Annotated in this window: 12 protein-coding genes and 1 tRNA gene; 8 read left to right on the forward strand and 5 right to left on the reverse strand. The window is 66.2% G+C overall.

Annotation, left to right across the window (positions count from 1 at the left end; translation table 11 throughout):
* The first annotated feature begins 52 nt into the window (after positions 1–52).
* Together topA and CH306_RS11540 are read left to right on the forward strand one after the other, a co-directional pair.
* Entirely contained in the window at positions 53–3,046 is a 2,994-nt protein-coding gene (gene topA / locus CH306_RS11535) for a type I DNA topoisomerase (RefSeq protein ID WP_032395241.1), read from the forward strand.
* 119 nt (positions 3,047–3,165) lie between these two features.
* Positions 3,166–4,353 carry a DNA polymerase III subunit delta' gene (locus CH306_RS11540; protein WP_094646671.1) on the forward strand — a complete coding sequence of 396 codons (1,188 nt, stop codon included), beginning with the start codon at positions 3,166–3,168 and terminating at the stop codon, positions 4,351–4,353.
* Here CH306_RS11540 and CH306_RS11545 read toward each other — a convergent pair.
* Positions 4,350–4,868: a CGNR zinc finger domain-containing protein gene (locus CH306_RS11545; RefSeq protein ID WP_094646672.1), complete on the reverse strand. Its 519-nt coding sequence runs from the start codon at positions 4,866–4,868 to the stop codon at positions 4,350–4,352. The genes CH306_RS11540 and CH306_RS11545 overlap by 4 nt on opposite strands.
* A gap of 88 nt (positions 4,869–4,956) precedes the next feature.
* Between CH306_RS11545 and CH306_RS11550 the strand changes: the two genes are divergently transcribed.
* The 4 genes from CH306_RS11550 to CH306_RS11565 all read left to right on the forward strand — a co-directional run bounded on the left by CH306_RS11550 (position 4,957) and on the right by CH306_RS11565 (position 7,772).
* On the forward strand, positions 4,957–5,652 hold the full coding sequence (locus CH306_RS11550) for an SDR family oxidoreductase (RefSeq protein ID WP_094646673.1): 696 nt from the start codon (positions 4,957–4,959) through the stop codon (positions 5,650–5,652).
* Positions 5,653–5,718: 66 nt separating this feature from the next.
* A tRNA-Thr gene (locus CH306_RS11555) sits at positions 5,719–5,794 on the forward strand.
* A 103-nt stretch (positions 5,795–5,897) separates the two neighbouring features.
* Positions 5,898–6,941, forward strand: a complete 1,044-nt coding sequence (locus CH306_RS11560) for a zinc-binding dehydrogenase (protein ID WP_256981138.1) — start codon at positions 5,898–5,900, stop codon at positions 6,939–6,941.
* 21 nt (positions 6,942–6,962) lie between these two features.
* A complete protein-coding gene (locus CH306_RS11565; protein ID WP_094646674.1) occupies positions 6,963–7,772 on the forward strand; it encodes a lipase family alpha/beta hydrolase in 810 nt (269 codons plus the stop codon).
* Here the strand turns inward: CH306_RS11565 and CH306_RS11570 are convergent.
* From CH306_RS11570 to CH306_RS11585, 4 genes are read right to left on the reverse strand one after another with little or no spacing between them, the layout of a single operon-like run.
* Positions 7,762–8,574 carry an ABC transporter permease gene (locus CH306_RS11570; protein ID WP_032395233.1) on the reverse strand — a complete coding sequence of 271 codons (813 nt, stop codon included), beginning with the start codon at positions 8,572–8,574 and terminating at the stop codon, positions 7,762–7,764. The two genes, CH306_RS11565 and CH306_RS11570, sit on opposite strands and share 11 nt — an antisense overlap.
* The gene (locus tag CH306_RS11575) at positions 8,571–9,521 is read right to left on the reverse strand and encodes an ABC transporter ATP-binding protein (protein ID WP_094646675.1); all 951 of its coding nucleotides are present in this window, start codon (positions 9,519–9,521) and stop codon (positions 8,571–8,573) included. The genes CH306_RS11570 and CH306_RS11575 overlap by 4 nt, the downstream gene beginning before the upstream one ends.
* On the reverse strand, positions 9,518–10,645 hold the full coding sequence (locus tag CH306_RS11580) for a LolA family protein (RefSeq protein ID WP_094646676.1): 1,128 nt from the start codon (positions 10,643–10,645) through the stop codon (positions 9,518–9,520). Before CH306_RS11580 ends, CH306_RS11575 begins: the two co-directional genes overlap by 4 nt.
* A 21-nt stretch (positions 10,646–10,666) precedes the next feature.
* Positions 10,667–11,764, reverse strand: coding sequence for a DNA alkylation repair protein (locus tag CH306_RS11585; RefSeq protein ID WP_094646677.1), 1,098 nt, complete (start codon positions 11,762–11,764; stop codon positions 10,667–10,669).
* A gap of 95 nt (positions 11,765–11,859) precedes the next feature.
* Here CH306_RS11585 and CH306_RS11590 point away from each other — a divergent pair, with 95 nt between their 5' ends.
* Positions 11,860–12,477 (forward strand): hypothetical protein, encoded by a 618-nt coding sequence (locus CH306_RS11590; RefSeq protein WP_094646678.1) that lies wholly within the window; start codon positions 11,860–11,862, stop codon positions 12,475–12,477.
* Positions 12,477–13,568 carry a spore photoproduct lyase family protein gene (locus CH306_RS11595; protein ID WP_094646679.1) on the forward strand — a complete coding sequence of 364 codons (1,092 nt, stop codon included), beginning with the start codon at positions 12,477–12,479 and terminating at the stop codon, positions 13,566–13,568. The genes CH306_RS11590 and CH306_RS11595 overlap by 1 nt, the downstream gene beginning before the upstream one ends.
* Positions 13,569–13,631: the final 63 nt, after the last annotated feature.

Consider the following 13,631-nt stretch of genomic DNA (forward strand, 5'->3'; position numbering starts at 1 on the left):
GGGACAGGCAAATCTGCCTGTGAAAACGCACTAGGGAAGGTTCGGCAGCAAGGTGGCAGCACGTAACAACGGCACGGGGGACAGCTCCGCCGAGCCACGTCGTCTGGTCATCGTCGAGTCTCCGACCAAGGCAAAGAAGATCGCCCCGTACCTCGGGAGCAACTACGTCGTCGAGGCCTCCGTCGGCCACATTCGCGACCTTCCCCGCGGTGCCGCGGACGTTCCCGCGAAGTACAAGGGTGAGCCCTGGGCGCGTCTCGGCGTGGACGTCGACCACGACTTCGAGGCCCTCTACGTCGTCTCGCCGGAGAAGAAAGGCAAGGTCGCCGAGCTCAAGAGCCTGCTCAAGGACGCCGACGAGCTCTATCTCGCCACTGACCCCGACCGCGAGGGTGAGGCCATCGCCTGGCATCTCCTCGAGACCCTGAACCCCAAGATCCCCGTTCGACGCATGGTGTTCCACGAGATCACCAAGCCGGCCATCCTCGCCGCAGCGGCCGATACCCGCGACCTGGACCAAGACCTGGTCGACGCCCAGGAGACGCGTCGTATCCTCGACCGTCTCTACGGCTACGAGGTCAGCCCGGTGCTGTGGAAGAAGGTCATGCCGAAGCTCTCGGCAGGCCGAGTGCAGTCCGTCGCCACCCGCATCGTCGTCCAGCGTGAGCGCGAGCGAATGGCTTTCCGCAGCGCCGAGTACTGGGACATCTCCGCCACGCTCGACGCCGGAGCCGAGGCAACGCCGCGCAGTTTCGGTGCCCGTCTGGTCAATGTCGACGGCAATCGTGTCGCCGCCGGTCGCGACTTCGGGGCCGACGGCAAGCTCAAGTCCGACGCAGTGACCGTCCTCGACGAACCCCGTGCCCGACGCCTCGCCGAAGCTCTCGAGGGCGTCGATCTGACGGTCGCGTCCGCCGAGGACAAGCCCTACACCCGCAAGCCGTACCCGCCGTTCATGACGTCGACGCTGCAGCAGGAAGCCGCCCGCAAGTTGCGCTTCAGCTCCGAGCGCACCATGCGGGTCGCGCAGCGGCTGTACGAGAACGGCTACATCACCTACATGCGTACCGACTCGACGACGCTGTCGGCGTCGGCGATCTCCGCGGCACGCACACAGGCGACCGAGCTCTACGGGCCGGAGTACGTCCATCCCTCGCCGCGGCAGTACACCCGCAAGGTCAAGAACGCGCAGGAGGCCCACGAGGCCATCCGCCCGTCCGGTGACGTCTTCCAGACGCCCGGTCAGTTGCACTCGGCCCTGCAGACCGACGAATTCCGACTCTACGAGTTGATCTGGCAGCGCACGGTCGCGTCGCAGATGGCCGATGTTCGCGGCACCACGCTGACTTTGCGCATCACCGGAACGGCCGGAACCGGCGAGGAGTGCACGTTCTCGGCGTCCGGTCGCACCATCACGTTCGCCGGCTTCCTCAAGGCCTACGTGGAGAGCGTCGACGATCAGGCAGGCGGACAGTCCGACGACGCCGAATCCCGATTGCCTGCCCTGGTTCAGGGCCAGGCCGTCACCGCCACCCAGCTCGATCCCGACGGTCACACCACGAACCCGCCCGCACGATTCACCGAGGCGTCGCTCATCAAGACGCTCGAGGAACTGGGCATCGGTCGGCCGTCGACGTATTCGTCGATCATCAAGACCATCCTCGACCGCGGGTACGTCTACAAGCGCGGCAGTGCACTGGTGCCGTCGTGGGTGGCGTTCTCGGTGGTTGCCCTGCTGGAGGCGCACTTCGGGCGTCTGGTGGACTTCGACTTCACCGCAGGGATGGAGGACGACCTCGACGCGATCGCGGGAGGCCGTGAGCGACGCGGCAATTGGCTGCAGAGCTTCTACTTCGGCGGCGACACCGGTGCCGAGGGTTCGGTGGCCCGCTCCGGTGGTCTGAAGAAGATGGTGGGCCAGAATCTCGAAGAGATCGATGCGCGCACCATCAACTCCATTCGCCTGTTCGACGACTCCGAGGGTCGCGAAATCCATGTGCGCGTAGGCCGTTACGGCCCGTACCTCGAGCGCATGGTGCGCAACGACGACGATCCGGACGGCGATCCGATCAGCCAGCGCGCCAACCTGCCCGACGATCTTCCGCCGGACGAGTTGACGATCGACTTCGCCGAAAAGCTGTTCGCCACACCGCAAGAGGGCCGCAAGCTCGGTGTCGATCCGCTGACCGGTCACGACATCGTCGCCAAGGAAGGTCGTTTCGGGCCCTACGTCACCGAGATCCTGCCCGAGCCGGAGCCCGAACCGACGCCCCCCGAGCCCGACATCGTCCCGGTGCCGTCCGGCAACGACAGTGATGGCGGCGGCGGGGTCAAGACCGCGGTGAAGAAGGCCGCGGCCAAGAAAGCACCGGCCAAGAAGGCGGCTGCGAAGAAGGCGACCGGCCCCAAGCCGCGCACCGGTTCTCTGCTCAAGTCCATGGATCTGGCGACCATCACGCTCGACGATGCACTCAAGCTGCTGTCGCTGCCGCGTGTCGTCGGAGTCGATCCGGAGTCCAAGGAAGAGATCCTCGCGCAGAACGGTCGCTACGGCCCGTATCTGAAGAAGGGCACCGACTCTCGCTCGCTCGCCGACGAGGATCAGATGTTCACCGTCACGCTGGAAGAGGCGCTCAAGATCTACGCCGAGCCCAAGCGTCGCGGTCGTCAGGGTGAAGCCAAGCCGCCGCTACGCGAGATGGGCGTCGACCCGATCAGTGAGAAGCCGATGGTGATCAAGGACGGTCGCTTCGGGCCGTACGTCACCGACGGTGAGACCAACGCCAGCCTGCGCAAGGACGACGACGTGGAGTCGATCACCGACGATCGCGCGTCGGAGTTGTTGGCGGACAGGCGTGCTCGCGGACCGGTGAAGAAGAAGGCACCGGCGAAGAAGGCGGCTGCCAAGAAGGCACCGGCGAAGAAGGCCGCTGCGAAGAAGGCTCCGGCCAAGAAAGCTGCTGCGAAGAAGACGGCCACCAAGACCACTGCCGCGAAGAAGGCGCCGGTCAAGAAGGCTCCGGCCAAGAAGACCGACAGCGAATAGCTCGCGAGCTCGAAGTTATGGACGGGATTTCGGCCGAATGCGTCCATAACTTCGAGTTCGGCGCTGCTCGGGAACAGTGCGGCGGGGGGTAGTCGGTCCCAACCACTAGGGTTGCGTGCATGGCGGGTGTGTTCGATCGATTGGTCGGTCAGGAAGATGTCGAGGCCGATCTGACGGCGGCAGCGGTGGCGGCTCGCACCGGTGTCGACTCGTCGGCGATGACGCATTCCTGGCTGTTCACCGGCCCGCCCGGGTCCGGTCGTTCCATCGCGGCCCTGTGCTTCGCCGCGGCATTGCAATGCACGACCGAGGGCGTTCCGGGGTGCGGACACTGTCAGGCCTGCTCGACGACGATGGCCGGAACCCACGGCGATGTGCGACGCGTCGTGCCCGAGGGCTTGAGCATCAGCACCAAGGAGATGCGAGACATCGTCTCCATCGCCTCGCGTCGGCCGAGCACAGGTCTGTGGCAGGTGGTCGTCGTGGAGGACGCCGACCGCCTCACCGAAGGTGCCGGAAACGTGTTGCTGAAGGTGGTCGAGGAGCCGCCGGCGCGGACGGTGTTCCTGCTGTGTGCGCCGTCGGTCGATCCGCAGGACATCTCGGTGACCCTGCGCTCCCGATGCCGGCACGTCTCGCTGGTGACGCCCACGGTGCCGGCTATTGCCCAGGTGCTGCAGACCCGCGACAAGCTCGACGCCGAGACGGCGGAGTGGGCCGCATCGATCAGCGGCGGCCACGTGGGCAGAGCGCGTCGACTCGCCACCGACGAGGACGCGCGGGCGCGTCGCAAACGTGCGCTGGCTCTGGCGTCGGCTGCGGCTCGGCCCAATCATGCCTACCTCGCGGCCGAGGAGTTGGTGAAGGCCGCCGAGGACGAGGCCAAGGAGATGAGTGCCTCGCGCGACGAGGCCGAAACCGAGGAGCTGCGGACGGCCCTGGGTGCGGGCGGTACCGGTAAGGGTGCGGCGGGCGCGCTGCGCGGCTCGGCCGGGGTGCTCAAGGATCTGGAGAAGCGGCAGAAGTCGCGTGCCACCCGAACCGGTCGCGATTCACTCGATCGCGCGCTGATGGATCTGGTGGGCCTGTATCGAGATGCGCTCGCTCGCTCGTACGGATCGACCGCGACCGCGACGCACCCCGACATGGCCGAGCAGGTCGAACGCATGGCAAAAGCCGTCCCACCCGAGGCGTTGCTGAAGAGCATCGAAGCGATCCTCGAATGCCGAGAGTCGTTGGCGGTCAACGCGAAACCGAAGTTCGCGATCTATGCGATGGTCGCGACGCTGGGCGACGTGCTGCGTTAGTCCTGCGCTTTTTTCCGCGCCCGCGAAGCCCGAAGATTGGCGACGTTGCCGCAGGTCTTCACGTCGTGCCAGACGCCGCTGTTGTTGCGGGAGCGGTCGTAGAACGCTGATCCGCAGTCCGCGTTCCTGCATCGCTTGAGCCGACGCCACGTGTCCGCCTGTTGGGCGAGAAGCACTTCGGACCAGATCTGCGACGCGATCCAGTCGGCCCCGGTGCCGGTGGGGGAGAGCCGGACGGTGCCGTCGGTACCCGGAACGAGCTCGACTCGGACTGCCGGCTGCGCGGCCATATCGCCTGCAATGGCCGCTTCCACATCGGATCTCAGTATCCGTAGAGCGGCTGCGTCTGCGTCCGACAAAGACGTCCCCCAGGTAGCGGATGCTGACCTGCCGTCTGCGATGAGGTCGGGCAGGTCGTAGGCATCGATGGCCCGCGTGTTGAGCAGATCCTGAACCACCTGCAAGCCGTCGGGTGCCGGCGCGAGTCGGAAGCGCCCCGTCGGAGACAGTGACATAACTGAACTGTATTTGACTATGTCGTGTCGGTCAACTATGAATGACAGAATCAAAAGCATTTGACCTCTGTCTCGAAGGGTGACCGCCATGGTGGCGATTCACAGAGCAACAGTGTTGGTGACCGGCGGTCAGCGCGGTCTGGGCAAGGCGACGGTCGACGCGTTGCTCGAGCGTGGGGCCGCGAAGGTCTACGCGACAGCCAGAAATCCGCGAGAGGACACCGATCCTCGGGTGGTGCCGGTTGCCCTCGATGTCGCCGACGCCGATTCTGTTGCAGCGCTTGGCGATATCGCCTCCGACGTGTCGATCGTCTTCAACAACGCCGGCGCTCCCGGAACGACTCCGCTGCTGACGACGTCGATCGACGACATTCGCGCGGTGTTCGAGACCAACGTCTTCGGTGCCCTGCGAATCGCGCAGGAATTCGCCCCGATCCTGAAGGCCAACGGCAGCGGCGCGCTCGTCGACATCCACTCGGTGCTGTCCTGGCTCGGCGGTGCGGGTGCCTACGGTGCATCCAAAGCGGCGATCTGGTCGGCCACCAACTCACTGAGGCTCGAGCTCGCACGACAGGGAACCCTCGTCGTCGGGGTGCATCTCGGATACACCGACACCGACATGATCGCCGATCTGGACGTCCCGAAGAATGACCCACGCGACGTGGTGCGCCAGGTGCTCGACGCCGTCGAGGCCGGCGAGACCGAAGTGCTCGCCGACGACGTGACCAGGCACGTCAAGTCGATCCTGAGCGGGCCGGCGGAAGGACTCGGCCTCGCAGGCTGATCGCACGAGGAGGCGATTTTCGTTTCGATAGGATGCTCCGTTAGACTCACCAACGCCGAAAGGCACGCCGCCTTAGCTCAGTCGGTAGAGCATTTCACTCGTAATGAAAAGGTCAAGAGTTCGATTCTCTTAGGCGGCTCCACCAGCAGGCCCCTGACACGCATCAGCGTGTTGGGGGTCTTTTTGGTTGTTCGATTCTGCGTCGGATGGACCCCGTCGCCCCGTCGGTCCTGCAAGATCAGTTCATGCATACCGACAGCGCCCGCGGTGATCTGATGACGGCAATCGTCACCACCGGCACCGGTGGATACGACAAGCTCGTCGTGTCAGAGGTGCCGAGACCCGTGCCGGGTCCGGGGGAGGTGCTCGTTCGCGTGTTGGCGGCGGGGATGAACAACACCGAGATCAACACACGCGTGGGCTGGTACCCCGACGGCGGATGGAACGACGCGACGCCGTTTCCGTTGATTCAGGGCACCGACTGCTGCGGGGTCGTGTGTGCGAGTCCCGGTATCGACGAGTCCATCATCGGCCGCCGGGTCCTGGTTCGATCGTGCATGCGCGTCGACGGATTCTCGTCGGGCGAGACGCGTTGGTTGGGTTCGGACATGGACGGCGCGTTCGCCCAGTTCGTCGTCGTTCCCGCGAGCGAGGTCTTCGTGGTCGATTGCGGGTGGACCGACGAGGAGCTGGCGACGATCCCGTGTGCGTACGGTACGGCGGAGAACATGATCGCTCGCGCGGGAGTCCGCCCGGAGTCGACGGTGCTGATCACCGGCGCGTCGGGTGGAGTAGGTTCTGCCGCAGTGCAACTCGCCGTTCGGCGCGGCGCGCGCGTGATCGGCGTCGCGAGCCGCGCCAAACACGACCAGCTCCGCGAACTCGGCGTGGACGAGGTCCACGGGCGCGATGAGGACCTGGCGACCGCCCTCGGCAAGCGCAGCGTCGATGTGGTGATCGACAACGTCGCAGGCGACGGCTTCGGTCCTCTGCTCGACCTCCTCGTTCGCGGGGGAACCTACGTGTCCTCCGGCGCGATCGCAGGACCCCTCGTCGAGCTGGACCTACGCACGATGTACCTGAACGATCTGACGCTCCTCGGGTGCACGGCGTGGGACGAGGAGGTATTTCCGAACCTCGTGTCGTACATCGAGGCCGGTGAGATTCGTCCGTTGCTGGCCGAATCGTTTCCCCTCGAGCAGATCGCTGCGGCGCAGCAGCGCTTCCTGGAGAAGAACCACGTCGGAAAGTTCGTGCTCGTTCCGCCGGTGGTCCGCGAGCAGGACTAATTCCCAGGCACACTGGATGAAGTGTTCGCCTCCCTCGCCCCCGCGCGCCGTCGTCTCGTATTCGTCGTACTCGCTCTCGTCCTGGTCGGAATTCTCGCGGCCGTGGCGGCCTTCGTCGCATCACGCCCCACGAGCGACCCCGTCGCGAGCGTCGACCAGTCCGCTCCCGGCCCGGTGCTGCTGGTCCCCGGGTTCGGCGGGTCCACCGATGCATTGGATGTGCTTGCGGCGGAACTACGAGAGAACGGCCGCGACGCGACCGTCGTGGCCCTGCCCGACGGCGGCGTCGGCGACCTGACCGTGCAGGCGCAGACCCTGCGCGACGCCGTCGACGCAGCCCTGACTCGGACGGCAGCGACGTCGGTCGACGTCGTCGGGTATTCCGCGGGCGGGGTGGTGGCCCGGATCTGGGCTTCCGATCTGGGCGGCGTCGAGCAGGCTCGACGCATCGTGACCCTCGGCTCCCCACATCACGGCACCCAGGTGGCCGCTCTGGCGTCCCAGGTTTTGCCCGACCAATGCCCGACGGCCTGTCAGCAGCTCGTCCCCGACAGTTCCGTGCTCACCGCCCTGAACTCCGGCGATGAGACACCGGAGGGGCCGCAGTGGGTGTCGGTGTGGACCGAGCTGGACCAGGTGGTGACCCCGCCGTCCTCGGCCCGACTCGACGGCGCGATCGACATCCCCGTGCAGAGCGTGTGTGCGGACTCCACCGTCGATCACGGGAACCTGCCCCGCGATCCTCTCGTCGGCGCAATCGTGTCCGCCCAGTTGGACGGCGATTCCACCACCCAGCTCGGCGCAGCCGATTGCAGCCGTCTCAGCTCGTGATGTCCTTGGTCGTGAAGTTCGCCCACGCCGCACCCAGAAGCACGACGACGTAGACGCCCTGCAACCCGACCCCGCGCACCAGGTCCCGCGTGGGCACCGGGTCGCGGAAGAGGTCTACGAAAGCCAACCAGTATCGCGTCGGGAGGTACGGCGCGATGGCGTCGGCGGCGTCCAACGTCAGCAGCAGCGAGCTGGCGATGAGGAACGCCAGTGCGCCGAGCGTCGCGGCGAGCGGGGAGTCGGTCAGGGTCGAGAGGAACAGGCCCATGGCCGCCACTCCGAGCATCGAGAGCGTCACGTAGAGCACGGCGATGACGGTCCGCACGGCGACCTGTTGATCGGTCAGCACCGTGCCGGACACGCTGGCGACGCCCCCAACAGTCGAGACGTCGAACAGCGTCGTGCCGACGAAGTACGCGACAGCAGCCACGATGACCACCGCCAGCAGCACGAAGGCGGCCACCGAGATCAGCTTCGCCACCAGTAGCTTGGTGCGTCCCACCGGGCGCGCGAGCAGGTAGCGCAGGGTGCCGGCCTGGGCCTCCCCGGCAACGGCATCGCCTGCGATGACCGATACAGCGACAGGAAGAAACAACGGAAGCACGATGGCGAGCGCGGCGAGCGGGAAGAGCTGACCGTTGGTGAGCACCGCCGACAGGAAGGCGGGGCCTTCGCCGGGCCGCGGACCGACATCGGTGAGGGCCAACAGACCCGCGACGACGGTGGGCAGCAGATTGAGCAGGAGAATGACGACCCACGTGCGGGGTCGGCTCAGCATTGCGCGCAGCTCGACGCCGATCATGCGGTCACCTCCATCTCGGTGGAGCGGACGGGACCGTCGACGCGGTCGGCACTGGCACCGGTGACGGCCAGCACGGACTGCTCCAGACTCATCTGCTGCGGGCTCAGCTCGCTCACCCGGACGCCGCCTTCGACGAGCAGCCGATTGAGCAGGGCCGAGTCCGGGTGTTCGATCACCAGCTGCTGCCCTTCACGGTGGAACACGGTGGCGTTCTGGATTCCGGAGAGCACGGTGACGGCCTCGGCCGGGTCCGGGGTGGTCACGAGCACCCGACCGGTCGGCTGCTGGAACGCGGCGAGCTGATCCTGCAGAACGAGGCGACCTCGATCGAGAACTCCCACGCGGTCGCACAACTGCTCCACCTCGGCCAGCAGGTGGCTCGAGAGGAACACGGTGGTGCCCTTCGCATGCAGGCCCAGGAGCAACTCCCGAATCTCGAGGATTCCCTGTGGGTCGAGACCGTTGGTCGGCTCGTCGAGGATCAGCAGCTCGGGGGTGCGCATCAGTGCCGCAGCCAATCCGAGACGCTGCCGCATTCCGAGCGAGTACTGCTTGACCGGCCTCCGTCCCACCCCGCCGAGTCCCACCTGTTCGAGGGCCTCGCCGACGCGGGCGGTCCTGGTGCGCCGGGAACCTCCCGGCCCGGCTGCGTCGAGCAAGGTGAGATTCCGTCGTCCGGAGAGGTTGGGGTAGGCGGCGGGGTTCTCGATCAGCGCCCCCACCCGCGGCAGCACGCTCCTGCGTCGACGCGGCATCTCCTCGCCGAGCACCTGCATCTGCCCGGAGGTCGCCAGGACGAGCCCGAGCAGCATCCGCACGGTCGTCGTCTTACCGGATCCGTTCGCACCCACGAAGCCGTAGATGTCGCCGGCGCGCACGTCGAGGTCGACGCCGTCGACTGCCCGCACCGATCCGTAACTCTTGGTCAGGCCGGTCGTGCGGATCATGTGGCTGCTCCTTCGAGCTGCTGGGCGGCGGTGGCAAGGGTTTGCGCGGTGACGGTGCCGGAGAGCAGGTAGCGACGCCGGTCGGCGCTGGGCTCGGTGATCAGGACGTTGAGGGGGCCGATCGTCAGTGCGACGCTGCTACCGGTGACGACCGCCCCCGGCGCTGCCCGCAGCTGATCGACGAGCCCCCGCGCGGCGCGACGCGGTAGCGGAGCAGCGATCAACTCCGTCACCCCGCGGCCGTAGATTCCCACCGCACCCTGGACTCCGCGGTCCCTCAGATCGAGTCCCGACAGTGTCGAAGGGAGACCGGCAGAGTCGATCCCGTCGGCGAACGAGGCGATGTCGAGACCGTCCTGCTGCTGCACATCGGTACCCGGCGGCGGGACGAATCGGACGGTGTCCGCGTCCGGGGTCGCGGAGGAGAAGTCGAGGAACGCGGTGCTGACGATGGGGCGAGTGACCCCGTCGCCCAGCACGTCTACCTGCAGTGGAAGCCCGCTGTCGGGGTCGGCCCACACGTCGACCTCGGTGATCGTGCTCTGCGGTTCGCTGGGGATCAGCCGCAGGCCGGGGGCGTCGCGGCCGGCAATCCGACGGGCGGGCAGCCGGCTGACCTCATCGGCGGTCGCCTCGCTGAGCAACCGCTGCCCGAGCTCCGGGGGTAGCAGGTCGGCTTGGCGAGGCAGGCGGAGACTCGGCTCGGGGACGGGGGTCACCACGGCCGTGTTCTGTTCGTAGTCCCAGCTCCACAGCCGAGCCGGGCTCCGATAGAGACCGCGCTCACCGGCGAGGCGCACGGTGTCGACGCGCCAGCTGTCCGGGGCGCGATACCAAGCGCGCAGAGTCGTGGTGTCGCCCAGCAGATCCGGAAGTCCGCCGAGCCCGTCGGTGACGGGGAGGGTGACACCGCCGACGGCCTGGGCGTAGCCCGAGTACGGGGTGTCGGTCGAGGACTGGACGCGGGAGAGCAGTTCGGCCGCACTGATGTCCGACGCGTCGACGGGCCAGCGCTCGATCACCGCGGGCGTGGTGACGAGCACGGCGATGCCGAGCACCACCGCCAGCCACCGCCACTTCTTGTGCACCTCATCGACCGTACGGACGTACCCGTTGTGCTGCATGTGGGTAGTACAAAGCCCGCGTCAGTCGACGAGCACGAAATTCGCGAGACCGTAACTCACACCGTTGATCTGGAGCTCGATCGAGTGCGGGCCGGGGTAGTACTTCCGTGTGGTCAACGCTCGAAAGGAGTGTTGCCGCGCAACGTCGACGCCCTCACCGGGCGCGATCGTTTTCGTCGTCAGTTTGAACGTCTTACCCGTCACTCCACCGTTGGCCTTGGTGTGGTGGACGATGTAGTCGATCGCGACCTTGGCCGGTTCGGTGCCGACATTGTGGATCGACGCATCGAAGCGCACGCTGCCGCCGATCCGTAGCTCCGCGACATCGAGGGTGGGGCCTGTCACCTCCAAGGCGGCGGGCGCGAAACCCAGCAGGGCGAGTGCGTCGGTGTCGCCGTTCTTGATCACCGTCCGAAGTGCGTGTCGTACGAGCCGGTCGGTGTGCGCGTCCGGGTCGTCGAGCCACCGCGCCGCGGTCCGAACGACCAAGTCCGGGACGTCCCGGCTGAAGTCGTTGAGGTGGTTGGCGACCGACCGCCGAACGTAGTCACTGTCGTCCCGGTAGAGCTCGTCGAGGATCGCTACCGTGACGCCGGGCCGCGCGAGAATCTCGGGGACACGCACCGACCACGGCAGATACGGGCGTGTGCCCTCCGATGCCAGACGCCGCACGTGCTCGTCCGATGATCGAGTCCATTCCGCCGCGATGGCGAGAGCCCGATCCAGATCGGCTCGTAGGAACGTGCGGACGGCGAACTCGGAGCTGAGTCTGCCGGTGAGTTCGGCCAGCAGCGACATTCCGTCGTCGAACGCGGCCGAGGTCTGCTCCTCGACGGCCTTCGTCGCCACGGCGGTCGTGACCGGCCAGATCGACCAGCCCTGAAAATCCGGATCCTCGGCGGCCCGTCGGATGGTCCGAGCGAACTCTGCGTAATCGCCGGGCAATCCCACGAGAAGCGCGTCGCGCAGTAGATCGGCGCGCGCCCGCAGCGCGAGCGGTCCCAACTGATCGACCGATCCCGTCAGCAAGGACAGATCTGCACTCGGTGCGGCGTTGCGGATGGTCCGAAGCAGCGTGCGAGCAGCGTCCGGGCCGATGAGTTCGTCGGCGAAGGGCATGAGAGCTTCTTACCGGAGATCCATGAGCCGCGAAAATTCTTGGAGCTGAATTGGAGGGGCCTTGCGTCGATGGTCGGGCTGTACAGTCCGACGCTATGTCCGGGGTATCGAGGTTTCGAGACAAAGCCTGGCCGTGGTCGGTGCTGTTCTGGTGCACGGTTCCATTCTCTTTGTACGCAGCACTGTTTGCGCTCACCGACGAGTGGTGGTGGACGGCTGTCGTGACTGCTGTGGCCGTCGTTGCCCTCGGTGCATGGGCGGTGCGCTATCCCGAAATATCGATGGGCCGGACACGGCAGATCTGGCGGTGGACGTCCGCCGTCGTACTCGCCGTCTGCGCTCTCGGCCTGTTCGTCATTGCAGGCAGAGAAGTGTTGGGAGACAAAAGCAGTCGCGTCGGTGACTCTTCCGATCCACGGAGGGTCGCGTGCGGGTCGGTGTTGAATCCGAGACCGAACGACATGCTCACCGCTGACTTTCCGGAGGACTTTCCCGTCGAGGCGCGTGAGCAACTGGGTCCGATATCGACGGACAGCTTGGCGACGCGGTGTTACGAGCGACTCGATACATCGTCCAATTTCGGAATCGCGACCGCCTTGGGTGCGGCGCAGCTTGCCGTGCGCGCGATGGTGCATCTCAGGCGGCGGAAGTATCAGGACCGAGCTGCAGTTGACGGGAAGGATCGACAGTCCCCGGACGTTGACCAGAGGTAATGGACAACGTTCTCTCTGCCCCCACTCGACTGTGGACGCCCTCGCGTGTCCTGGTCACCCGGTCTGCGTCCGAGCTTCCCCATACCGCGGAGATCATCCGTCGATGCGAAGCAGCCGGAGTGACCGAGATCGATGTGTTGCAGGGGGACCGTCTGACCGGCCTGCGCGGTGAGTCCGAGCGGGAGACCTATGCGCGTGCCAAGACGACGATGGCGGTGGTGGTGGCACCACCGAGTGTGCTGAAGCCACAACCGATTCCGCCGAGTGCAGATTGGCGTATCGATCTGGCGAAGGGGTGCCCGGCGCACTGTCAGTACTGCTATCTGGCGGGCTCGTTGTCCGGGCCTCCGATCACCAGGGTGTTCGCCAACATCGACGACGTCCTGGCCGGTATCGGCACCCATGCCGGCCGCGGCACCATCACCTCGGGGACCGAGGAGCGTGGACACGAGGGCACTACCTTCGAACTGTCCTGCTACACCGATCCTCTGGGGATCGAGCACGTGACGGGATCACTCGCCGAGGCCGTACGCAGGGTGGGTGCAGGAACCTACGGCGACGACGTGTCGCTGCGTTTCACCACCAAGTTCGACGACGTCACCGAGTTGGTGACGCTCGATCACGGGCGACGAACCCGAGTTCGACTGTCGGTCAACGCCGATGACATCGCCCACCGATTCGAGGGTGGAACCGCGAGGATGCCCGCTCGGATCGACGCGCTGAGACGGTTGGCTCTCGCCGGATATCGAGTGGGGCTGACGATCGCTCCGATCATGCCGATACCGCAGTGGCGCGAACAATACGGTCGACTGCTCTCGAACGTCGCCGACGCGGTGCGCGATGTCCCTGATCTCGACCTGACTGCCGAGATCATCACCCATCGATTCACGCCGGCCAGCAAGGACGTGCTGTTGAGTTGGTACCCGGGGACCAAGCTCGAGATGGACGAAAGTGCCCGCACAGCAAAGAGAAACAAGTTCGGCGGCGTGAAGTACGTCTACCCCAAGGATACGATGACCGAGATGCGCACATGGTTCGTCGAAGAACTGGGGTCCGTGCTCCCCGACGCGAAGCTTCTCTATTGGACGTGACGAAGCCCGGCCTCCACCGGTGTGCGGTGGAGTCCGGGCTGCGAAAGAGGATGATTTACTTCA

The sequence above is a fragment of the Rhodococcus sp. 15-725-2-2b genome (assembly GCF_002259075.1).
GTDB lineage: Bacteria > Actinomycetota > Actinomycetes > Mycobacteriales > Mycobacteriaceae > Rhodococcoides.